The organism is Methanothermobacter sp., assembly GCF_030055435.1.
GTDB lineage: Archaea > Methanobacteriota > Methanobacteria > Methanobacteriales > Methanothermobacteraceae > Methanothermobacter.
In genome coordinates this window covers 169,848-191,658 of sequence record NZ_JASFYG010000004.1, presented here as the reverse complement: position 1 = coordinate 191,658, position 21,811 = coordinate 169,848, and the positions used below count along the sequence as shown (strand labels likewise).

Below are 21,811 nucleotides of genomic sequence, written 5' to 3'. Positions count from 1 at the left end.
TAGGAAAACCTAAAAATTTATATATGATGGGGGTTTAGGTATAACTAAATTTTAGGAATACCTAAAAAGGTGGTGTCATGGAAACTACACTCGATAGAATATCCGAATCAGAGATGGTAACGGTCACCTCAGTTGATATTGCCGGTAAGATAAAGCACAGGTTCACGGTAATGGGGATCGTCAGGGGCTCCAGGGTAACCATTGAAAAGGTTGCACCCCTCGGCGACCCACTCAAGGTGAGGGTCAGGGGCCACCCCTTATCCATCCGCAGGAAGGAGGCCTCAAGGATAAGGGTGAGGAGAGATTAGCTTGTCACTGAAAATAGCCCTTGCAGGAAACCCCAATGTTGGTAAAAGCACCCTCTTCAACAGCCTCACCGGTCTAAACCAGCACGTAGGCAACTGGCCAGGCAAAACCATTGAAAAGAAGGAGGGCCACCTCCAGTTCAGGGGATGTGACCTTGAGGTTATAGATCTCCCCGGAACCTACAGCCTCACAGCCGGTTCTCCAGAGGAGGGGGTGGTTATAGATTACCTCCTTGAGGAGCCTCCTGATCTTGTGATAAACGTTGTTGACGCATCCAATCTCGAAAGAAACCTTTACCTTGCCCTCCAGATAATGGAGTTTGGCCTTAACACCATCATCGCAGTGAACCTCAACCGCGAGGCCGAGAGGAGGGGTTACATTCTGGACTATGGGAAGCTTGAGGAACTCCTTGGTGTGCCTGTTGTGAGGATCGAGGCAACTGAAGGCGAGCAGGATGATCTCCTTGAACGGGTAATCGAATGGAGTAAAGACGAACCCAGGACCCCAGGATATGAATTCCTGAGACATGAATCTCTGAGCAGACTATATGAACTCATCAGGGGCAGTGAAATCAAATTTCCACCACAATGGATCATCATAAAGCTCCTTGAGGGCGATGAGAGGGTGGCCTCAATGGTCGGGGAGGAAGTTCATGATGAATTCAGGAGGATTCGCAGGATCCTTGAGGATGAATACTCTGTGAAGGCCGACGTAATTGTATCCGATGCCAGGTATGGGCTTATAGAGGCCCTCCTTGAGAGTACACTCAGAAAGCCCCCAGTGGATCGGGTTACAGGCTCAGAGATTATTGACAGAATTGCGCTCAACCGGTACCTTGGCCTTCCGGTACTCCTTGGGGTGATGTGGCTGATTTTTCAGCTGACATTCACTGCAGGGGCCCCACTGACAGACCTGCTGGATTCCGCCTTTTCATACCTTGCAGCTACGGTTCATGGTATTATGGGTGATTCCCTGCTTGCATCTCTCCTATCTGATGGGGTGATAGGTGGTGTAGGGTCGGTCCTGGTCTTCATACCAAACATATTCATCCTCTTCTTCCTCCTGTCATTCCTTGAGGATTCAGGTTACCTTGCCAGGGCGGCATTTGTCATGGATCGTGTGATGAACACCCTGGCGGGTCTCAGTGGAAGGTCATTCATCCCCATGGTGCTGGGTTTTGGATGCTGCGTACCTGGCGTCATGGCCACAAGGACGATAGACTCTGAGAGGGAGAGGATAATAACGGCACTAATACTGCCCTTCATGTCATGCAGCGCAAGGCTCCCTGTCTATGTGCTATTCACAGCAGCCCTCTTCCCGGTTATCTACCAGGGCTGGGTGATATTCTCACTTTACATTCTTGGAATAGTGGTGGCCATACTGACCGCCCGCTTACTTGGTGATAGAATCGTGGGGGGTGAAAGGTCACTGTTCCTCATGGAGCTTCCACCCTACAGGGTGCCGAGAATTAAGGCACTGCTCATACACACCTACCTGAGGGGTGTTCAGTTTATAAAGAGGGCAGGGACCATCATACTGGCAGGTTCTCTGGTGATATGGTTCCTATCAAACTTCCCGGCAGGCGACGTTTCATCATCAATCCTGGGGATTACAGGGTCAGTGATCGCACCCATTTTCCAGCCACTGGGCTTTGGGGACTGGCAGTCTGCGGTTGCAATCATATTCGGTTTTGCCGCAAAGGAGCTTGTAATAAGTACCTTCGGGACGGTATACGGCACCGGTGATGTTGCAGCAACCATTCAGCGGATTTTCACGCCACTGGAGGCCTTCTCCTTCATGGTATTCATACTGCTCTACACCCCCTGCCTTGCAACACTTGCCGTAATAAAACAGGAGGCCGGTACAAAATGGGCCCTCTTTTCCCCCGCATATTCCCTGCTGGTTGCCTGGGTTGCTTCCTTCCTTGTCTACACGGCAGGTACTCTGACTGGTTTATGATCACAGAATGGAGGTGAAATCATGGTCTCCCGTGGAGGTATAAAGGGCGCAAGAAAACCTGTAAAACCAAAAGATTAGATGGTGAAGACCATCCGGTGTTTCTCCATGATATCCACAACTATCCTGTCAAAACCCTCAAGTATTTCCACACCATCGATGAGCATGTCACGGGTTATGCCCCTTGCCATTAGATCTTCCTTCCTTGCAAAAACAGCCTCGGTCTCTGACAGTTCTCTGATGGTGTGGGAATACCTGTTTTTTTTCATTGCAGCATACACACCACTGGATATGAGGTATACGGTGAGTTCATCCTCCCTCCATATCCCCACAAGGTCAAGGAATGTCCTGAAACCCAGTTCAGATGGACTTTTAGTTACAAGGAACCCAACAGAACCCATCAGTAACCGCTCCACCCAAGTGTCTCCATGAGCTGCTCACCAAGAAGTTTCTCAAGGCAATGGACATTCTCCTGCATCCATGGCTCCTTGAGGGGGTGGCAGTTATCGAGTTTCTGCTCACCGTTCAGGAGCTTCATTGCAAAGGCCATGCATGTTGATTCACCGCATTCTCCACAGTTGCTGCCAGGGAGGCACCTCTGTATATCGAGGGGCCCAATGCTTTCCACGTCCTTTCCACGCACACCCCTCATGTAGGCCTCGTGTGCCTGGTTTATCCTTTCCATGATCCTCCTTATGATATCAAAGGCCTCATCCACGTCATGGGTTTTGTTCATGCTGACCTTCCCTGAGGGGTAGAGGCTTATGAGCCTGTCGTAGATGGTGAGGGTGAGAATGTTTTTCTTCTTAACATAATTCACAGCACCCGGCGGATACATATTTGCCAGGAGGGGGATGATGTCTCCGATTTCAGAGTCAAGCTCCATAAGGACCCTTATCTTCCCCTCACTTGCAATGCATGGTTTAACCTGTTTAAGTGTAACCTCCCTTACAAGGGGCCCATCAGGGATGAGCTCCCTTTTAACATCATCCATTTCCATAATGGCACCTCATATCCTGATAACTGCGGTTTCACCCTTTGCAGAGATTATCTCATGGAGCTCCTCATCGTTTATTATCTCTGCAGCCTCAACAAGGTCCTCCTCCACAAGCCCCCTCTCCCTGAGGGATCCCTCGTGTACCAGTATGCTCCCCTCTGGAAATATGAGGTATGTGAGCTCCTCCACATTGGGGTAGTATATGCTCTCTGATTTCTGATCTGCAACTGCAGCGTAGACACCGTCCTCCATTAGGAGAACATCAGAGTCAAGGCCACTGTTCAGACATGCTATGACAACGTAGAAACCACTGAATGCATCTTCAGATCCGTAGGGGGCCCTGTCTATTATTATGAGTGAGGATTTCATTTTAACAACCCAGACTTATCACACGGTGGCTTTTCTTTATCCATTCTGCCAGTTCATAAACACTTTTTATCTCCACGCCCTTTATGTAGGGCTTCTCTGAACAGGTGTAGCCCCTTGCGGTGGAGCACCTTATGCAGGATATCACATTAACACCGGACCGTACAAGGGCCCGGAATTTTTCTGCAACATTGGGGAATGACTGGGGGGCCTGGTCCCTTTTCGGTACATGTGTTCCATCCATGTAAAGGAATATGTTAACATCGTACCCGTTTTTAATGGCGCTTTCTGCCAGTTCTGATGCTATGTCAGCATACTGGTGACGGTAGGGCCCCTCCAGGAGGACTATTGTGAGCAGTTTTTTCTCCATGGATCTATCTTCGTATCCATAAAATAAATAATTTATTATGAATAATAATGATAGTTTTCACTGATTTTCAAGTGCCCTCTCAAAGGCCTCACAGTGGATTCTGGCCGCCAGCTCCTTCTTGCACTCATCATCTGCAAATAACCTCATCTTGGCGGCTCTGCAGGGGTAATGCTGTATCTTAAGACCTGCACGGACAGGCAGATCCTTCACCTCAGTCCCAACAAGTTCCTCTGCAACAAACCGTGTTGCACCGCAGGGTGAACACCTGAGGACCCTTATGTTCTTTACTCTGTCTTCTTCAACATCAACCTCAACCACTGGCTTTCCAAATTTTGATACGAATTCATCAAAGGACGGATTCCCGTTCTCCTCAAGGTCGCACATGTTCTCTGGTGCTGTGACATTCCCGTAGCCCAGTAGCTGATTCCTGAAGCCCTCACCCCTCCAGGCACCCACTATTATCCAGTCAACATTATTGTGGATGCGGTCCACAAGTTCAAGTGTGAGGTCAGGGTGGAGGATGTAGGTTATAACGATATCCGCTGATACTATCTGCTCAATCTTTTCCTCTGGTATTTCAACTTCATCTGCGAATATGCCTGAGGGAGCCTTGAGTTCAATGAAATCTGTTTCAAACTCCTCACCTATGTTCTCATGGGCCCTTTCACCGTAGGGGCCGTCTGTCACTATTGCAACCCTTACCATTCAATCATCCTCCGGCTTGAATTCAGTCCTTATCCACTCTGCAATCTCATCACGTATCCTTCTGAATCTGGCTATATCCCCACCTGCAGGGTCTGGAAACTCCGCATGCATGTACCTCTTACCCCCCAGGAATACAGGGCATGCCTCATCACAGAGACTCACAACCAAATCAAACTCCTCACCCTCGAGTTCCCTGAGGTCGGTGGGCTTATGGGAGCTCATATCGATTCCAATCTCCTCCATGACCCTCACTGTCAGGGGGTTGATTTCCCTTGGCTGGCTTCCAGCACTCTGGACATGGTAGTGCTCCCCATACATGTTCCTGAGAAGAGCCTCAGCCATCTGGGATCTTCCTGAGTTGTTTCTGCATATGAAAAGAACCCTCTTCTTCATGGTGATCCTCTTTACAGTTTCTGGGACATAAATCGGTGCACTGAATGCATCGAAGTGGTTCCCTTTACAGTTTCTGGGACATAAATCAGTGCACTGAAAATCTATTCATAAATTCAAATTTATAAATATATCTGAGTTATTTATGAGATAAAAAATAAAACCATAAGTGATAACTCTGAGGGAGAAAGGAATAAATGAGAGTTGTTATAGTTGGAGGAGGGGCCGGGGGACTTTCAACGGCCTCAAACATAAGAAAATATGATAAGGATGCAGAGATAACTGTTATAACCCGTGACAAGCACGTGGCATATTCACCCTGCGCCATACCCTACGTTATGTGCGGGGAGGTTGAGTGCTTTGATGATATAGTGATGCACCAGCCAGAGGACTACAGGGAACGCAACATAGATATCCTCACAGAAACCGAGGTGGAAGAGGTTGACTCCCATGAAAAAACCGTGACCTATGTGAAGGATGGTAAACGCCAGGAAATACCCTACGACGTCCTTGTCCTTGCAACAGGGGGCTCTCCATTCATACCACCGGTGGAGGGGGTTGACCTTGAGGGGGTGTTCACCATAAGGACACTCACAGATGGTGAGAGGATAAGTGAATGGGCCTCCAAAAGTAAAAAAGCCGTGGTGGTGGGCGCAGGGCTCATAGGTCTTGAGATAGCATATGGGCTCCTGAAAATGGGGCTTGAGGTCACCGTGACAGAGATGCTGCCACAGATCGTCCCACGTTCCCTGGACCCGGACATGGCAGCCATAGTACAGGAGTACCTTGAGGAGAAGGGGATAAGGGTTGTCCTTGGAAAGGCACTTGAGAGGATAACCGGAGACGAAAGGGTCGAGGCGGTTGCTGTGGGAGATGAGTGCATTGAGGCCGACCTGGTGGTCCTCGCAACAGGGGTGAGGCCAGAGACAAAACTTGCGCGGATGGCGGGATGCGAACTGGGACAGTGGGCAGTGAAGGTCAATGAGAGAATGCAAACAAGTGTACCTGACATTTATGCCGTCGGTGACTGCGTTGAGGTCTACGATGCCGTGACAGGCTTCAGGACCCAGTCACCACTGGGATCAACTGCCGTGAGACAGGCCAGGGTGGCTGCAAGGAACATAGTGGGTATTGATGCAACCTTCAGGCCGGTCCTCAACGCCATGGTATCAAAGATAGGTGAACTCGAGTTCGGTGCTGTTGGACTCACAGAGGTCATGGCACTCCAGAGCGGGATAAAGGTGGTCTCAGGAAAGAAGAGGGCCCTTACAAAGGCCAGATACTATCCCGGCGCCGAGAGAATTGATGTGAAAATGATATGTGACCTCAAGGGAAGGATAATCGGGTGCCAGATGGTTGCAAAGGAGAGGGTGGCTGAAAGGGTTGACACCATGTCACTTGCAATATCACAGGGACTCACATGTTCAGACCTTGCCTGGACCGAGTTTTCGTATGCACCCCCTGTTTCAATGGTCATCGACCCCATAATCCTCGCAGCGGAGGCTGCCTGTGAAAAACTCAAAAGGGTGAACAGCAAGCAGGATGATTGAAATGAGGCAGTTTCTCATTACCCCTGCGGCGGGTAAACGCCTGATTGCCAGGGGAATGCTTCAGCACCCAGAGGTGGAGAGGGTTCTTGAGGATGGAACCCTCGTTATAATTGCAGGGACAACCAATGGCTACATAGCAGAGGAGATCCTGGCAGGAATCGGTGAGGATGGATTTGATCGAAGGGGCTTTCACAGGGGTATAACAGTCCCCGAAAATATCAGCAGGGATGATATGGGTCGGATGGGCACAGATTTTCCAGGCGACGTCGTGATCAGAGACGGCAGATGGGAACGTGGTCTTGAAATATTTGATGTTGCAGACGAACTTGGAAGGGGGGACCTCATACTCAAGGGTGCCAACGCCCTCGACTATCAATCAGGAAGGGCCGCTGTCTACATAGGCCACCCAATGGGGGGCACGGTAATTGCTGCACTCCAGGCAGCTGTGGGCAGAAAAACAGGGCTTATAGTACCCGTGGGCCTTGAGAAGATAATACCCGGGGACCTTGATTCTACTGCACTCAAACTCAACTCAGCAGCTGCCGAGGGGCCCGGGATGCTTCCAATACCCGGCAGGGTATTCACCGAGGTTGATGCCCTGGAACTTCTAACAGGCGGATCTGCAGAGCCTGTTGCAGCTGGAGGAGTCTGCGGTGCCGAGGGGGCATTTTACATACTGGTTGATGGCAGTGAAAGATCACTTGAACTTGCAGAGAGGATAGTGGGGGAAATAGCGTCTGAACCATCCTACGCCAACCTTTATAATAAATAGTACAGGGCTCTGATTTTATTCAATTCATAAAAATTCTGTTTTACCCGGCAGGCGGGATAAGAAAAAAATTCAATTAAGAGGATAGGTGTTTGAATCTGGCAGCCCCTATTTTTTTGATACCCCTGAAAGTTCGATGATGTGGCCGTATTCCCCTGGAAACCTCCTTATCCTGTACCTGTATCCTGTGGAGGCCTCAAGGGCCGCTGCAGCGGTGTTTGCATAGGGGCAGGTGGACACTGTGACCCCATCGTCCTCAAGGGAGCGGCAGAAACCATAGAACCTGCAGTTTTTCACATCCATCACATGCTTCTCTCCTTCAGAGCACTCGATGGATGCTGCGAATCCATGGCTGAGGAAGTATTCTGCTGTTGATTTTACGGGATCCTCAGGGTCAATGATCTCTGCCAGGACGAAGCCCATCTCCCTTGTGACTCCCTGGGAACCATTGCCGAGGACCTTCCAGAGGCTCTCTGTGATGGCCCTGAACATGAGCATGAATGGCTGCTCAGGGGATGATGAATCGGTGGAGTGCTCAAACTGGTCTCTTCCCACACCACACTGGGGGCAGACCCAGCCATCCCCAAGTTCGCTGAACTCCCTGTCAGGGACCTGGTACTGGCATATCCTGCAGACGTACATCTCTACCCCTTGAAGTACCTCTCAAGAATGCCCCTGAGCATACGGGCATGCCTTCCCTCATCCCTTGAGCTCTCATGGAAGAAATCACGGGCCTCATCAACACCACACTCCGCGGCCCTGAGGGCCGCTTCACCCTTTTCCCTGCTGGCAGCCTCTTCACCCTCAAGCATCATCTCGATGTTCTCCTTGAGATTGTCTCTGATCACGCCATTGAGCTCTGCAAACCTGGCGGCATGCTCAGCCTCCTCGAGGGCTATTGTTCTGAGGGCCTCTGCCACCTCAGGGAGGCCCTCCCTCTGGGCCTGCCTCGCCATTGCAAGATACATGCCAACCTCGGCGCATTCACCCCTGAAATTGGCATCAACCACCTTTTCAATTTCAGTATCCCTGCATATGCCTGTCCTGTTTTCGTTCATGTTACTCACCTCTTTATTTCAGCTGCAAGTTTTCTCCCTGCCTCAAAGCAGGCGTCGAGTTCCTCACCTGAGGGCACGTAGTACACTTCATCCTCGTCAATGACATCAAATCCTGCCCCTGCAAGGAGCTCATTCATGGTGCCTGTGGCACCACCCTTTCCACCCATTGACCCGAATACAAGGGCCTTCCTGGTGAGGGTTCTGTTGAATTTGAGGCCCCTGAGGTACATGAGGAGGTCTCCGACGCTTGGGTAGGGCTCGTCGTATATGGTGGGGGCTCCAAGTGCTATGGCGCCACTTTCAAGTATATCCTTCACGATCTCGCTCCTGTCATCCTCATGGAGGCAGTAGACCCTAACATCGACCCCCTCGCTCATGGCTCCCTCTGCTATGGCATGTGCCATCTTCCTGGTTGAGCCGTGCATGGTGTCGTAGATCACCGTGACCTTCTCATCCACCATGCCGGTGGCCCAGCCTGTGTAGGCCTCTATGATCTTCATGGGGTCTGTCCAGATCTGCCCATGGGATGGGGCGATCATATGGATCCTTTCGAGAAGCCCAAGCTCCTTAACTTCATCGAATTTTTTGAGTACCAGCTTTGAGAGCGGGGTTATGAGGTTTGCATAGAACTTCCTGGCGGCATCCATGAGGACGTATTCTGATATCTCCCTGTCAAGGCGCTGGGGGTAGCAGAGGTGCTGCCCGAAGGCGTCGTTTGAGAAGAGTATCCCATCCTCATCAAGGAGTGTGAACATGCTGTCTGGCCAGTGGAGCAGCGGGGCCTCCAGGAATGTCAGTGTCTTCCCGCCAAGATCAAGCACATCCCCTGTTTTCACGGTCCTGAACTCTGCTCCCCTGAGGGAGGGGTAGTGTTTCAGGAGCCCCTTAACAGCCACCTCTGTGCAGTAGATGGGGGCTTCAGGAAACCTCCTGTGGAGTTCCAGAAGGACCCCGCTGTGGTCCTTTTCAACGTGGTTCTGGACTATGTGGTCAATCCCGTCCATTCCCTCCTGTTGCAGGGCGTCCTCAACCCTTGCAATGAGCTCATCAAAGGTGCCGGGGTAGGAGTTGTCTATCAGTGCAACCCCTTCATCTCCACAGACAAGGTAGGCGTTGTATGTGGTGCCCTGCAGGGTGTATCCATGGTAGTTTCTAAGATCCCAGTCCAGGACTCCAGTCCAGTATACTCCATCGGATATTCTTTTTGCTGCGGCCTTCATCTTATCACCAGATATTTAGTTCGTATGTCATCGAATGTACTATAACCTACGAACTAATATATAATTTTTTCTGTTCTATGGTAGTGAAACAATTTTATGGGTGGTGAAACATAACTCTGCTCGATGAGGGAAAGACAGCAGTTCACAATATTCGCAACAGATAATGGAATAGAGGTAATCGAGAGTCCCGTTAAATCACTCATACTATCGGAACTCATGAAGAGGGAACTCAGATTTCAGGATATAGTCAGAATAACCGGTAAATCCAAGTCCACGGTATCAAAGCACCTCTCGGATCTCAGAATGGCTGGCCTTATAGTTGAAAGGCCGGACCCGGCAGATAGGAGAATAAAGGTCTTCTCAATAAACTCAAGGTATCTGGGTAAACTCAGAAGAAAAAAGCGCCGGGAACTGGATGAGGAAAAAACAGAGTTTCTTGCAGAGCACCTGACCTCAGTTGGGGATCCATTTGAGTTCTTCAGGCTGATGTTCCATCTACTCCGGGTTGAACTCATAAAGGAGGGTATAAACATAGACCCCATTCTCCACGAGGTGGGATTGAAGATAGGGGAGGTCATATACCCCAGTTTAAGCGCGGAGAACCTTGAGGACCTCCTTGAAAACCTGGGAAGATTCTGGAGGATAAACCGGCTGGGGACCCTCAAGGTGGAAAGCACGGATCCACTTATAATCAGGGCCTACGAATGCTTTGAATGCGGGCTGCTCCCTGACATCGGGGAATCTGCCTGTGCCTTGGACTCAGGGATACTCGAGGCCGTTTTTGGCAGATACTTCCATTCTGATGTTGAAATACAGGAGACAGAATGCTATGCAAGGGGGGATGAGAGGTGCTCATTCATCATAAACCCATGAGGGTTAGTTCCTTGGTCAGACTATCCAGGAATCCCAGCAGGGCTTTCACCATTAGATGCTGCCCCTGAACCTCACTATGGTCGTTGCAAGGTACCTCCCCTTTGACGGGAAGCCCCTCTCAACCACCTCATCGTCCATGCTGCAGTTCTCCACAGATACAACATACCTATCCCGGGGGTCAGACTCCACAACCTCCCTGGCACGCCTCCCGTGACGTGAGGTTTTCATTATAACGCAGGAATCAACGTTTTCAATTATGCTCCTGAAGCGCTCATCAACCCTTGGCACCACAACAAGAATCTCATTACCCTCCACGATAGCCGTACCTGCACTTGCAGCACACGCTGTGAATGATGTCACACCAGGAACCATCTCTGTCTCGAAGCCCATATCCTCAATCCGCCTCTTAAGATAACTGAAGGTGCTGTAGATGGAGGGGTCACCCAGGGTTATAAATGCAACGTCCCTCCCTGAGGCAAGTTCCCCTGAAACCAGGCGGGCAGCCTCATCCCAGTGCCTTTCAAGTTCATCCCTATCATCTGTCATGGGGAATACAGGGTCAATCACCCTGTAATCATCGTCACGTTCACTTAAAACATCTTCCACAATTGAAAGGGCTATGCTGTCTCTTTCAGATGACGAACGGGGAGCGCATATAACTGGAACTGATCTTAAAACCTTCAGGGCCCTTATGGTTAAAAGTTCACTGTCACCTGGCCCAACACCCACACCTATGAGTTTTCCATTCATTAGAAACACCTGATGATCATTCTGCAGATAATGAATTTGTTTTCAGTGGCACTCTCTAAACTTATATAGTTCCTCACCCTTAAATAGACCCCATGGAAAACCCACTTTTCTGTCCCGACTGTGGAATGATGAGGGATAACTGCACATGCAGGGGCAGGGGGCGCCTTTCATTCTTCAGGAACCTCATAAAATCCCATGAGAAATCAGATTCCATCAACGAGGACCTCCAGAAGAGGTATCCCCACATACCCGGCGAAATCATAGAGAACTTTCCCTTTCCCCAGCCAAGACCAGGACAGCTTGATATCATAAACGACATCTACCAGGCACTTGAGGACGGCTACCGCTACGTTATACTCGAGGCAGGTACAGGCACCGGGAAGTCGGCAATAGCATGTACCCTAGCAGGGATCTACCAGCCGGCATACATACTCACAATGACAAAACAGCTCCAGGACCAGTATGCCACTGAATTCGGGTTTCCGGTTGTGAAGGGGAGGGGCAACTTCCTCTGCCGCAATGACGACCTGGAGTCAACCTGTGACATGGGCACCTGCCAGACAACCCCATCATCAGAGAACTTCCACTGCCCCTACGGTGTTGTGAGGGGCGAAACACTCCTGGGTGAGGAGGCATTCCAGGACTCATATGGCAACAGGGTATTCTTCAGGACAGATGAGCACTGCCACTACTGGGAACAGAAGGCAGAGGCCATAAACAGCCCCATAACCCTCATGAACTATGACTATGCATTCCTTGAACTGAACTACGTGGGCCACTTTGACAGGAGGAACCTCATGATACTGGACGAGGCCCACAACATCGAGGATAAACTCATGAAGCGACTGGAGGTCACCATATCCAACAGGCGACTCAGGAAGGACATTAAGAGGACGATACCCTCCAGCATGATGCAGGAGGATGACCCCGCCGAGTGGATCCTCCAGGTTGAAGCCATAGCAGACCACTACAGCGACCTTGAACTGGAATCACTGCCCAGGAAGAGGAGGGACAGGATAAAGAGGACCATCAAGAGGCTCTCGGAACTTAAAATGAGCCTTGAGGATGAACCAAAAAACTGGATTATTGATTCCGACGGTGAATCGGTTTCATTCAAACCCCTCAGGGTCCACCACTATGCACATGACCGCCTCTTCTCCTACTCTGAATCATGCCTTTTCATGAGCGCCACAATACTGAATGAGAGGCTCTTCTGCCAGTGGCTGGGCATAAAACCCGATGAGGCCTACATAGTAAGGGTCGACAGCCCATTCCCGGCATCAAGAAGACCCATAGAACTGAAGATCGCCGGGAAAATGTCAAGGAACCGGATAAAGCAGACGGCCCCGGAGACCATCCCCATACTGAACAGAATCCTTGAGAGGCACAGAAACGATAAGGGACTCATACATACACACAACTACCGCTGCCAGAGGTTCATAATGGAGAACATACCAAACAGGAGACTCATCGACCACAAGGCATCCAACAGGGAGGCCGTTCTAAGATACTTTGAGAACTCCACTGAACCACTGGTCCTTGTGAGCCCATCAATGAGTGAGGGTGTTGATCTACCCTATGATAAGTGCAGGTTCCAGGTGATCTACAAGATACCCTTCCCATACCTTGGGGATAAGCAGGTGAACAGGAGGCAGAGAATGGACCAGCGGTGGTACGCCTACAAGACCATAATGACACTGATGCAGGCATATGGGCGTGGGATGAGGGCCCATGACGACTCATGCTACACCTACATACTGGACGGTAACATAGAGATGCTCTTCAGAAGCCCCCTCTACAGGTCGCTCCTCCCTGAGTTCTTCAAGGAGGCCATAGTCAATGAATAATTCATATGATAGACTCTAAAAGGTGGTTTAATGGATTATAGTGACATAGTCAAATTTCACGGTCATTCCTGTGCAGGAACAGCCCTTGGATACATGGTTGGAAAGATCGTGGCAGAGAAGTTTGGAAGATCAGAGGATGAGGAGATAGTCGCTGTTGTTGAGAACGACAGCTGCAGCATAGACTCCATCCAGTTCGTGACAGGGTGCACATTCGGCAAGGGGAACCTGGTATTCAGGGACCATGGAAAACATGTCTACACGTTCCTGAACAGAAAAACAGGTGAGGGAATAAGGATATCCCTTAAAAAGACCATTGATGAACTCATGGATGAAAAGGGGGTTGCTGACAGGGCTGAGATGACAGAAAGGATACTTGAAATGGACCCCCATGAACTCTTTGATGTCACCGATGTGGTGGAGGAGATTCCAGAGAAGGCGAGGATCTATGGATCGGTGAGATGTGCTGAATGTGGAGAACCGGTTTCAGAGCACAGGGCAAGAATAAAGAATGGTGAAATAGTCTGCATCCCATGTTTCAGGGGTTAAAATTTTATTTTTTATCATCAAGTTATATTCACTTCAACCAGATGATCATCCAGATATAAAAAAACGTTAAATGGATTACCTGTAGGTTGGCTTCCCAGAAATTAAATGTTTACTGGGGGAGGGCGCTGTTTAGAATGCTTCCTCTTTGCATGAGGATCAGTGAGAGGAAAAATGACCCTGCTGTGAACAGCAATGTCCACGAATTTAATGGAAAACCTCTAAGAGCCTGCAGCATGACAAGGATTGTGTAACAGGACTGCTGATATTATCATGTTGCTCTTTTCTTCAGCAGGCTTACTGAAGCGTGCGATAACGAGTCCCGTGAAGATGGCGAATGCCAGGTCCAGAAGGAAACCTGAATTTCTGCTCACCATCCAGGAAAAAGGAGCAATATAACCCCAGCCATGAGTACATATGCACTTCGCACTAAATCACCACCTATCAATGAATATGGAGGCCCCATCATGATGCATATCCATAACCCTCGTGACGGTACCAGCCCATGTAGCTTTCACTGTAATCCTGGAACCCATCGAAAATCTACTTTCCCAATATCTCCACAATGAAGCCACCCTTCTACCTCAACATTGATATAAATAGGGTCTTAGCATCCCAAAAAGGTACCCTATGTCTTTTTGTTTTTACTGCTGGTTCTTAGGAGGGTTTTCAGTTGGGGTGTGTTGATCAGGAGGAGTGTTGTCAGTAATATGATGGCAACATACCAGTTTAAGGTGTTTAGCGTTGGTTGAAGTACCAGTATGATGTAGAGGAGGAGTGCTGTTAGGACCGTCTCAACAAAAATTTTAAGATGCCCTCTATTGTGCTGGTTTGAAGTTCTATAACCTAGAGGGAGAGCATGGTAAGCATCAAGAGAAAAACATGAACTCTGATGCTCCATGGACATCAAACACATAGAGGAATGAAATTACCATCAAAACCGTGAATAGGCCTAAAAACCTTCTTTCATCAAATGACATTTATAAAACCTCCTGAATAAGGAGGAATGGCGGTACTTTAATACCACCACCCACAATGTGCACGATAATAACGCCCTTCTGCAGGTTCAAAGAGGATATGGGAGCATCCTTTACCAGGATCCCCCTACAATGTCCCGGCAAACCATGTAATAAACATTCCACCAGTTAAACTCCTCACCATGCCATTTTTTATTTTTTTGCTTACTGTATTTTAATAATGCTTTTTTCTCAATCTTTTGAATCAGTTACTGGCTTGATTATGGTTAACACTGTAAAGGCGATATATGCGGTGGCGGTTACTGTAATAGCGACGCATGTGGCCCCCACAACATTTTTGTTGATGGGTGTTTCAGTGAGGATGGCGTTTGTCAAACCTATGAGGTTGAATCCCAGTGTGAAAAGGGCGCTGATCAGCAGTGTCCCGGTAAAGCCATGGTCATAGCATCCACCAGTGTCTCTGATAACCCCCTTCAAACCAGTCATGAACAGTATAGCAATGACATCTAAAATGAGAATATAGGCTGCTGAATCAACAGGGTCCCCTGAGACAGCATAGAAGAATGGGGCCAGCTCATCCCCCTGCAGCCACCCTGATAGAACTATAGCCGCAGTTATGGCAAAAACCGCCAGCAGCGTTAATATAAACCTTTTATATTTCATAGCTTTCCTCCTCTTTTAAAAAATAATTGGTTTGGTGGTTAGTATTCTACATAATGTATGCAGTGATCACGCCCCACGTATGCTTTCACCTTCTTGTTTGGCGGATGATAAGCACAATATTTCCAGTATCTTTGAGGAACATATTTATCTCTGATTGTGATGATTAGATTACCCAGCCCATATAAAGTCACTGGAAGCCACCATAACCGCCCTTTAATCCTCTGCATTTCCTCGGTGCTTAGGATTTTTCCTGTGTTTATATGGGGCTCTGTTTCTGTTTGGTTTTCTGGGTTTGTCTGGTTTTCTGGTTCTGTTGTGTTTTCAGTTGTTTCTGTTTGGTTGGTGGTTGTGAGGGTGTAGCCGGTGTAGATTTTCTGGAATTCTTCCAGTGGTATTTCTATGTTTCCCTGTGTGGGGTCTGCGAGTTTAACGGTGTTGCTGGTGACTTCCCTGATGAGGGTGTAGTGTCCCTCGCCGTCACTCACTGTATAGGCGATCATGTTCCCGCGGAGTTCAGTGATGTTGAGTTTCACTCCAATGAGGTTCACGCCTTTGGCCTTTGCTGCTTTGATGAGTCCCTGCATTGTTGTTCCGTCTTCTGTGGTTTCGGCGAGGTCTGCGAGCTCATCTTCGGTTGTGTTTATTCCGAGGTTCTGGAGTAGTGTGGCGAGTGCTGCCGGCCCGCAGGTGTAGTTCCTGGTCTGCATAACCACTCCTGTGGTGTCGACTGTGATGTTATCGTCTATGGTGAACTCTGCTGGATCCGTGAAGTTCACTTCAGGGTTATCTGCTGTGGATAGTTCCATGGGATCGGTGGGGTTGCTGCTGTTATCCTGTGGGGTTTCTGCGGCCGCAGCAGCGTTAAAGGATACTGCGAGTGTGAAGAGGATCAGCAAACCCCAAAGACACAACTTTCTCATCCATCATCACCACCATAAATTGATAATAAATCTATAAGAAAAACTCATATATATATTACGGTTCACTTCTAATGTATTATTCACGTTGATGGGAAAGGATTCTTCTGCGGGTTGCTTTCCTGTCAGCTGGTGATCATCAGGGTTATTGGGCGCATGGTTTGTCTTCGAGAACTCTTTATATCCCTTTTTTGTTATAGCTTTGGGGATACTGTTAATTGGTGGATATTATTTTTTCATCCCCTCTTTTTTTGGGTTCTTTTGTGTTTGAGGGGTTCTGGGATGATGTTGATTATTCCGGCTGGGAGAATGGCTGACCATAGGCTCTCTATTGTGCCTTTGGTTAAACTGATATCCATGAGTGTTGAATAGGTGATACCTGTGATGTTGATGATGGCAAGGGATAGGAGACATGGTTGCCAGTTCTCCCCCCACCATGCCTTCAGGAGACTTAGGAGGAGCAGATTGAGCAGAATGTAAAACAGGGCTGTGTTCAATCGGTGGTAGATGAGTTGAAAGAGTCCGCTTGCCGGGATGCCCCCTGAGGATAGGATGAGAAGTAGTGTTGATATGAGAACAATCACCATTCCAGCCATACTTACAAAATAACTCTTCTCTGACTTCATTAAAACCACCATCATATTACCCATCGCAATGATACTTGTGAACTAGGTAATTACTTGATAGCTATGAATGGGCTGTAGAATAAATGATTTTAGGCTTTTATTTAATAAATTCAAAACAAAATGAAATACGGACCCGGGGGGATTTGAACCCCCGACCTTGGGATCCGAAGTCCCACGTCATATTCCAGGCTAGACTACGGGCCCTACAGACACTTCTCTATTTAAACTTAACCATTTAAATATTTTCTCATAGCCGTACACCACCACAGATTTATAGAGGGTACCCTTTAGATATACATAAAGTTTCAGGAATATTATGGGCCAGTGGCGATTGAAATGCTTGCAAAGAGGATAATACCATGTCTTGACTGCGACCTCCAGGTGCCTCATGGCAGGGTCGTGAAGGGCGTTGAATTCAAGAGGATAAGATATGCGGGGGACCCTGTGGAACTTGCAACCCGCTACTACGAGGATGGTGCAGATGAGATAGTCTTCCTTGACATAACAGCCTCCCATGAGAGAAGGGAGACCATGACCCATGTGATAGAGGCAACCACCGAGAACGTCTTCGTGCCCATATGTGTGGGTGGAGGTATAAGGAGACCAGAGGACTACGTTAAGATGCTGAAGGCCGGCGCAGATAAGTGCTCAACAAACACGGCGGCAATAAAAAACCCTGAACTCATCAGTGAGGCATCAAAACTCGTGGGGTCCCAGGCATGTGTCGTGGCAATAGATGCCAAGAGGAGATACATTGAAAACCCCCGGGAATCCGATGAGAGATTCATAATAGAAGTTGACGACGGCTACTGCTGGTACGAGTGCAGCATATACGGTGGAAGGGAATTCACAGGGATAGACGCCATAAACTGGGCAATGGAGTGCCAGGAGAGGGGGGCAGGGGAGATACTCCTCACATCCATGGACCGGGACGGCACAAAGGAGGGTTATGACATTCCACTCACAAGGACCATGAGCGAAAACCTGGACATACCTGTCATAGCATCAGGGGGGGTGGGAAACCCCCAGCACATATACGAGGCCTTCACAGATGGAAAGGCAGACGCGGCCCTCGCTGCAAGCATATTCCACTTCAACGAGTATCCGGTCCCCGCTGTGAAGGAGTACCTTCATTCAAGGGGTATCCCGGTCAGGCTACAGGAAAAACGGGGTTAAAATATACATGGATATACCTGTAAGGGAATTCGACCTTGAACTGACCCAGGAGAGTGGCCAGACCTCTCAGCCACCATGGAGAAGGACTGAAGGCGCCTTCAGGGAGCTCCTCATAATAGGGGGAGTGCCCTGCCCTGTGGAGGTGAGGGTTGAGGATGAAGTCCTCAGGGTGAACCCCTACATTGATGTCCCCAGAAAACCTTTAAAGAAGAAGATAGAGTACATATTCGACCTTAAATTTGAAATTGAAGATTTATACAGTTTTCTTGAGGATAAGGGTCTCTCAGACACCATTCAATCATCAAGGGGTCTGAGACTATTCCTTGCAAAGGATCCATTTGAGTGCATAATCTCATCCATAGCCTCCGCCAACTGCTCCATTAAAAGATGGACGAGGGCAGTGGCTGATATCAAAAGGGGTTGGGGTGACTGCCACTTATTCAGGGGGGAGAGGTTCTACACCTTCCCCTCACCCGCCACCCTTGCAGGGGTTGAGGAGGAATCACTTGAGGACCTTCAGAGGCGCGAGGATAAACTACCCGATGATTTCAGGTTCACTGACCTCAGATCATGCGGGGTGGGCTACAGGGCCCCCTACATAAGGGAGACCTCAAGGATACTCTCTGAGGAACTTGATATCAGCAAAATCCACAGGATGGACTACCAGGATGCCAGGGAGGTCCTCCTTGAACTGCCAGGGGTCGGACCGAAGGTGGCTGACTGCATACTCCTCTATGGGTTCAGGAAGACCGAGGCCTTCCCGGTTGATGTTTGGGTGAGAAGGATAATGAACCACCTGTACCCTGATAGAAACTTCAGTGCCAGGGAAATTGCTGAATTTGCAGCCCGAGAGTACGGTGAAATGGCTGGTTACGTCCAGCTCTACCTCTTCAACCATGCAAGGAGGTCAGGGCTACTTGAAAAACTCAGGGGTTAATGATGAAGGGCAACCTGTGCCCGGGACCTTTAAGATGAAGGATGTTATTGATGAATTCAGGAGGGCTGCAGGAAAATCTTTCAGGGAACTCAGGAGGGTCCTGGATGAAAAATACTGCTGGAAGTGCCCCCAGCGGTCAACAAGGGACAGGATAGGCTGCAGGGAGGTTGAGGCATGGATGCGTCTCAGATCGGCCCTTGAGGAGGAACTCATAGAACAGGTGAAGGGACTCGGCGAGACTTATCATGAAGGTGTACTCTTAAGGATCAGGGAGAAAACTGAGAAGCCCACCATTAAGATAATCAGGGATAAGGGTGGATACATAATTATCAGGGATAGCACCTCTGGCCTCAGGGTGGGCCATGAGGTTATGGTTGACTCCAGGATCCTCAGGGTTGAGGGGCTGGATGGTGCCGCTGTCATAACCGATGGGGGAAGGTACCCCCTTTATGAGGTTCGGGGCAGGGTCCTTGACAGGGTTCGACCAGGGCACCCACTCTACAGTTATATAAGGTCACTGGAGGGCCAGAATGAATGATCTGAGGGAAAAACTTGAATCTGTTTCGTCTGTTAAGGAAGCCTCTGATATTGTCTTTGATGAAATAAAAATGAGAACAGGAAGCAGGTACTGCTATGTTGCCTACGTTGACCCTGAAAATGGTGACAGTGTCGGTATAAGGTTCTCCCACCTGACCGATTACTGCAGTTACTATGAGGAGCTGGGCGAGGCAAGGTTCAGGCTCCCCAAAAGCGGGAGGTACGGGGGCCTCCTAGGGTACTCCCTTGATACAGGGGAGTCATTCTTCACCAACAACCCGGCAGGACACCCTGCAGCCCATGGGATACCTGAGGGACACATAAAGGTTTCAAAATTCCTATCCGTGGCGGTGAAGGATGATGAGGGGATCCTAGGGCAGATAGTGGCAGCGGATCCCCCTGAAAATTACAATGAGGGTCACCTCAGGGTGGCTGAGGAGATCGCAGAGGCCTATGCAGGGGTCCTTAGAAGGTTCTACCGTGGCGAGATACCCCTCAGATAGAATTTCACACCACCGGGAAAACATCACTCCTCGTAGACCCTGACCTGGATGTCCTTATCCTGATCCTCAATGAAATCGAAGAGGGAATTCTCATTCGTCGTAGACCCTGACCTTCAGCATCCGGTCGCCCCTCTCTATTGATTCAACAACATCCATGCCCTTCACAACCCGTCCCAAGACGGTGTGAACCCCATCAAGGTGAGGCTGGGGGGAGAGTGTTATGAAGAACTGACTACCACCGGTGTCCCTCCCTGCATGGGCCATTGAAAGGGCCCCCTTCACGTGTTTATTGGGGTTTATCTCACACTTTATGGTGTAACCTGGACCACCGGTACCATCACCCACCGGGCAGCCACCTGAATCACAAAGTCAGGTATTACCCGGTGGAATGTGAGTCCATCATAGAAGCCGGTATTTGCAAGTTTCTCAAAATTGGCAACTGTATTCGGGGCATCCTCGGGGAAGAGGATGAGCTCTATTTCTCCCTTAACGGTTTCAATAACAGCCCTTTTCATTTAACCACCATAACATACATATTTATTATCCTTTTAGTTCAAGATTAATATAAGTCCACCACATGTCGGTGATATCATGGATTCAGAGGAAGTAATTGAACTTGAAAAAAAATTTATCATGCAGACCTACACGCGACAGCCCATTGTACTATCACATGGAAAGGGCGCCACTGTATGGGATATTGATGGTAACTCCTACATTGACTGCTTTGCTGGTGTTGCTGTTAACAGCATTGGACATGCCCACCCCAAGGTTGCCCTTGCAATCTGTCACCAGGCCCAGAGGCTCATCCACTCATCCAACATATACTATACCAGGGAGCAGGCGGAACTTGCAAAGCTCCTCACAGGGATATCCCCCCATGACAGGGTTTTCTTTGCAAACAGCGGTGCTGAGGCAAATGAGGGGGCCATAAAACTTGCAAGAAAATTCACAGGAAAATCCGAGATAATAGCGGCGGAGAACTCCTTCCATGGAAGGACCCTTGCAACTGTAACCGCCACAGGACAGAAAAAGTACAGCGAGCCATTCAGGCCACTACCGGAGGGATTCAAACATGTTCCCTATGGTGACCTGGGGGCAATGGCAGATGCCATAGGCGATGACACGGCAGCCATAATACTTGAACCCGTGCAGGGTGAGGGCGGCGTTATCGTTCCCCCTGAGGGCTACCTGCGGGACGTGGGGGAACTTGCAAGGCAGAACGATGTTCTCCTCATACTCGATGAGGTGCAGACAGGGTTTGGAAGGACCGGTGCCATGTTTGCATCGGAGCTGTTTGATGTGCGACCTGACATCACCACAGTTGCAAAGGCCATGGGAGGAGGATACCCAATAGGCGCCGTACTTGCAGATGAAAGGGTTGCATCAGCATTCAAGCCAGGAGACCATGGATCAACATTCGGGGGGAACCCGCTGGGGTGTGCAGCTGCCATAGCAACCATTGAGGTTTTACTGGATGAGAAGCTACCTGAGAGGGCAGCCAGGATGGGCGCCTATTTCATGGCAAGGCTCAGGCAGGTCCTGCATGGCTGTGATTCGGTGAGGGATATCCGTGGTGTGGGCCTCATGATCGGGATAGAAATTGATGGTGACTGCAGCAGGGTCGTTGACGAGGCAAGGAAGATGGGTGTGCTGATAAACTGCACCGCTGGTAATGTAATAAGGATAACACCTCCACTTGTCATAAAGAAGGAGGAGATAGACGCAGCAGTTGATGTCCTAGGGCATGTCATCTCTGATTTTCAGTAGGTAATTTT

Annotated in this window: 25 protein-coding genes, 1 tRNA gene and 1 pseudogene; 12 read left to right on the top strand and 15 right to left on the bottom strand. The window is 49.2% G+C overall.

The window, feature by feature from the left end:
• The first annotated feature begins 77 nt into the window (after nucleotides 1–77).
• Both QFX30_RS06260 and feoB read left to right on the top strand, forming a co-directional pair.
• On the top strand, nucleotides 78–308 hold the full coding sequence (locus tag QFX30_RS06260; RefSeq protein WP_300489696.1) for a ferrous iron transport protein A: 231 nt from the start codon (nucleotides 78–80) through the stop codon (nucleotides 306–308).
• Between the two features lies 1 nt (nucleotide 309).
• A complete protein-coding gene (feoB, locus tag QFX30_RS06255; protein WP_300489693.1) occupies nucleotides 310–2,265 on the top strand; it encodes a ferrous iron transport protein B in 1,956 nt (651 codons plus the stop codon).
• A 74-nt stretch (nucleotides 2,266–2,339) separates the two neighbouring features.
• Here the strand turns inward: feoB and tusB are convergent, their stop codons facing one another.
• Genes tusB through QFX30_RS06225 form a run of 6 tightly spaced genes read right to left on the bottom strand, consistent with a single transcriptional unit; the run spans nucleotide 2,340 to nucleotide 5,093 of the window.
• Nucleotides 2,340–2,663 carry a sulfurtransferase complex subunit TusB gene (gene tusB, locus QFX30_RS06250; RefSeq protein ID WP_013296528.1) on the bottom strand — a complete coding sequence of 108 codons (324 nt, stop codon included), beginning with the start codon at nucleotides 2,661–2,663 and terminating at the stop codon, nucleotides 2,340–2,342.
• Nucleotides 2,663–3,262 carry a (Fe-S)-binding protein gene (locus QFX30_RS06245; protein WP_300489688.1) on the bottom strand — a complete coding sequence of 200 codons (600 nt, stop codon included), beginning with the start codon at nucleotides 3,260–3,262 and terminating at the stop codon, nucleotides 2,663–2,665. The genes tusB and QFX30_RS06245 overlap by 1 nt, the downstream gene beginning before the upstream one ends.
• A gap of 9 nt (nucleotides 3,263–3,271) precedes the next feature.
• On the bottom strand, nucleotides 3,272–3,628 hold the full coding sequence (locus tag QFX30_RS06240) for a DsrE family protein (protein ID WP_300489686.1): 357 nt from the start codon (nucleotides 3,626–3,628) through the stop codon (nucleotides 3,272–3,274).
• A 1-nt stretch (nucleotide 3,629) separates the two neighbouring features.
• Nucleotides 3,630–3,995, bottom strand: coding sequence for a DsrE/DsrF/TusD sulfur relay family protein (locus tag QFX30_RS06235; protein WP_300477627.1), 366 nt, complete (start codon nucleotides 3,993–3,995; stop codon nucleotides 3,630–3,632).
• Nucleotides 3,996–4,052: 57 nt separating this feature from the next.
• Nucleotides 4,053–4,700 (bottom strand): DUF166 domain-containing protein, encoded by a 648-nt coding sequence (locus QFX30_RS06230; protein WP_300477628.1) that lies wholly within the window; start codon nucleotides 4,698–4,700, stop codon nucleotides 4,053–4,055.
• Nucleotides 4,701–5,093, bottom strand: a complete 393-nt coding sequence (locus QFX30_RS06225; RefSeq protein ID WP_300477629.1) for an arsenate reductase ArsC — start codon at nucleotides 5,091–5,093, stop codon at nucleotides 4,701–4,703.
• A 194-nt stretch (nucleotides 5,094–5,287) separates the two neighbouring features.
• Between QFX30_RS06225 and QFX30_RS06220 the strand changes: the two genes are divergently transcribed.
• Both QFX30_RS06220 and QFX30_RS06215 read left to right on the top strand, forming a co-directional pair.
• The gene (locus tag QFX30_RS06220) at nucleotides 5,288–6,640 is read left to right on the top strand and encodes an FAD-dependent oxidoreductase (RefSeq protein ID WP_300489683.1); all 1,353 of its coding nucleotides are present in this window, start codon (nucleotides 5,288–5,290) and stop codon (nucleotides 6,638–6,640) included.
• Between the two features lies 1 nt (nucleotide 6,641).
• Entirely contained in the window at nucleotides 6,642–7,412 is a 771-nt protein-coding gene (locus tag QFX30_RS06215) for a hypothetical protein (RefSeq protein ID WP_300489680.1), read from the top strand.
• A 105-nt stretch (nucleotides 7,413–7,517) separates the two neighbouring features.
• Here the strand turns inward: QFX30_RS06215 and QFX30_RS06210 are convergent, their stop codons facing one another.
• The 3 genes from QFX30_RS06210 to QFX30_RS06200 are packed head-to-tail and all read right to left on the bottom strand — an operon-like array spanning nucleotide 7,518 to nucleotide 9,687.
• Nucleotides 7,518–8,051, bottom strand: a complete 534-nt coding sequence (locus QFX30_RS06210) for a rubredoxin (protein ID WP_300489677.1) — start codon at nucleotides 8,049–8,051, stop codon at nucleotides 7,518–7,520.
• A gap of 2 nt (nucleotides 8,052–8,053) precedes the next feature.
• Nucleotides 8,054–8,467, bottom strand: coding sequence for a ferritin family protein (locus tag QFX30_RS06205; protein WP_300489674.1), 414 nt, complete (start codon nucleotides 8,465–8,467; stop codon nucleotides 8,054–8,056).
• 5 nt (nucleotides 8,468–8,472) lie between these two features.
• Nucleotides 8,473–9,687 (bottom strand): FprA family A-type flavoprotein, encoded by a 1,215-nt coding sequence (locus QFX30_RS06200; RefSeq protein WP_300489671.1) that lies wholly within the window; start codon nucleotides 9,685–9,687, stop codon nucleotides 8,473–8,475.
• 123 nt (nucleotides 9,688–9,810) lie between these two features.
• Here QFX30_RS06200 and QFX30_RS06195 point away from each other — a divergent pair, with 123 nt between their 5' ends.
• Nucleotides 9,811–10,560, top strand: coding sequence for a V4R domain-containing protein (locus tag QFX30_RS06195; RefSeq protein ID WP_300489667.1), 750 nt, complete (start codon nucleotides 9,811–9,813; stop codon nucleotides 10,558–10,560).
• Between the two features lie 51 nt (nucleotides 10,561–10,611).
• Here the strand turns inward: QFX30_RS06195 and cobI are convergent, their stop codons facing one another.
• Entirely contained in the window at nucleotides 10,612–11,310 is a 699-nt protein-coding gene (gene cobI, locus QFX30_RS06190; RefSeq protein WP_300489664.1) for a precorrin-2 C(20)-methyltransferase, read from the bottom strand.
• 92 nt (nucleotides 11,311–11,402) lie between these two features.
• Here cobI and QFX30_RS06185 point away from each other — a divergent pair, with 92 nt between their 5' ends.
• Together QFX30_RS06185 and QFX30_RS06180 are read left to right on the top strand one after the other, a co-directional pair.
• Nucleotides 11,403–13,157 carry an ATP-dependent DNA helicase gene (locus QFX30_RS06185; protein ID WP_300489661.1) on the top strand — a complete coding sequence of 585 codons (1,755 nt, stop codon included), beginning with the start codon at nucleotides 11,403–11,405 and terminating at the stop codon, nucleotides 13,155–13,157.
• Nucleotides 13,158–13,187: 30 nt separating this feature from the next.
• Nucleotides 13,188–13,703, top strand: coding sequence for an FmdE family protein (locus tag QFX30_RS06180; protein WP_300489659.1), 516 nt, complete (start codon nucleotides 13,188–13,190; stop codon nucleotides 13,701–13,703).
• A 1,205-nt stretch (nucleotides 13,704–14,908) separates the two neighbouring features.
• On the opposite strand, the gene QFX30_RS06175 is transcribed toward QFX30_RS06180, so the two are convergent.
• From QFX30_RS06175 to QFX30_RS06160, 4 genes are all read right to left on the bottom strand, one after another.
• Nucleotides 14,909–15,340, bottom strand: a complete 432-nt coding sequence (locus QFX30_RS06175; RefSeq protein ID WP_300489656.1) for a hypothetical protein — start codon at nucleotides 15,338–15,340, stop codon at nucleotides 14,909–14,911.
• 38 nt (nucleotides 15,341–15,378) lie between these two features.
• Entirely contained in the window at nucleotides 15,379–16,260 is an 882-nt protein-coding gene (locus QFX30_RS06170) for a cysteine peptidase family C39 domain-containing protein (RefSeq protein ID WP_300489652.1), read from the bottom strand.
• A gap of 233 nt (nucleotides 16,261–16,493) precedes the next feature.
• Complete coding sequence (locus QFX30_RS06165) at nucleotides 16,494–16,883, bottom strand: hypothetical protein (protein ID WP_300477652.1); 390 nt, start codon at nucleotides 16,881–16,883, stop codon at nucleotides 16,494–16,496.
• Between the two features lie 128 nt (nucleotides 16,884–17,011).
• Nucleotides 17,012–17,087 (bottom strand) — tRNA-Arg (locus QFX30_RS06160).
• 132 nt (nucleotides 17,088–17,219) lie between these two features.
• Between QFX30_RS06160 and hisF the strand changes: the two genes are divergently transcribed.
• From hisF to QFX30_RS06140, 4 genes are read left to right on the top strand one after another with little or no spacing between them, the layout of a single operon-like run.
• Entirely contained in the window at nucleotides 17,220–18,059 is an 840-nt protein-coding gene (gene hisF, locus QFX30_RS06155) for an imidazole glycerol phosphate synthase subunit HisF (RefSeq protein ID WP_300489789.1), read from the top strand.
• Between the two features lie 7 nt (nucleotides 18,060–18,066).
• The gene (locus tag QFX30_RS06150; RefSeq protein ID WP_300489649.1) at nucleotides 18,067–18,996 is read left to right on the top strand and encodes a DNA glycosylase; all 930 of its coding nucleotides are present in this window, start codon (nucleotides 18,067–18,069) and stop codon (nucleotides 18,994–18,996) included.
• Between the two features lie 34 nt (nucleotides 18,997–19,030).
• A complete protein-coding gene (locus QFX30_RS06145) occupies nucleotides 19,031–19,534 on the top strand; it encodes a hypothetical protein (protein WP_300489646.1) in 504 nt (167 codons plus the stop codon).
• Complete coding sequence (locus QFX30_RS06140) at nucleotides 19,527–20,036, top strand: GAF domain-containing protein (protein ID WP_300489643.1); 510 nt, start codon at nucleotides 19,527–19,529, stop codon at nucleotides 20,034–20,036. Before QFX30_RS06145 ends, QFX30_RS06140 begins: the two co-directional genes overlap by 8 nt.
• 90 nt (nucleotides 20,037–20,126) lie before the next feature.
• Here QFX30_RS06140 and QFX30_RS06135 read toward each other — a convergent pair.
• Nucleotides 20,127–20,551, bottom strand: a pseudogene (locus tag QFX30_RS06135) (peptidylprolyl isomerase).
• 76 nt (nucleotides 20,552–20,627) lie between these two features.
• Between QFX30_RS06135 and QFX30_RS06130 the strand changes: the two are divergent.
• The gene (locus tag QFX30_RS06130) at nucleotides 20,628–21,803 is read left to right on the top strand and encodes an acetylornithine transaminase (RefSeq protein WP_300489640.1); all 1,176 of its coding nucleotides are present in this window, start codon (nucleotides 20,628–20,630) and stop codon (nucleotides 21,801–21,803) included.
• Nucleotides 21,804–21,811 lie beyond the last annotated feature (8 nt).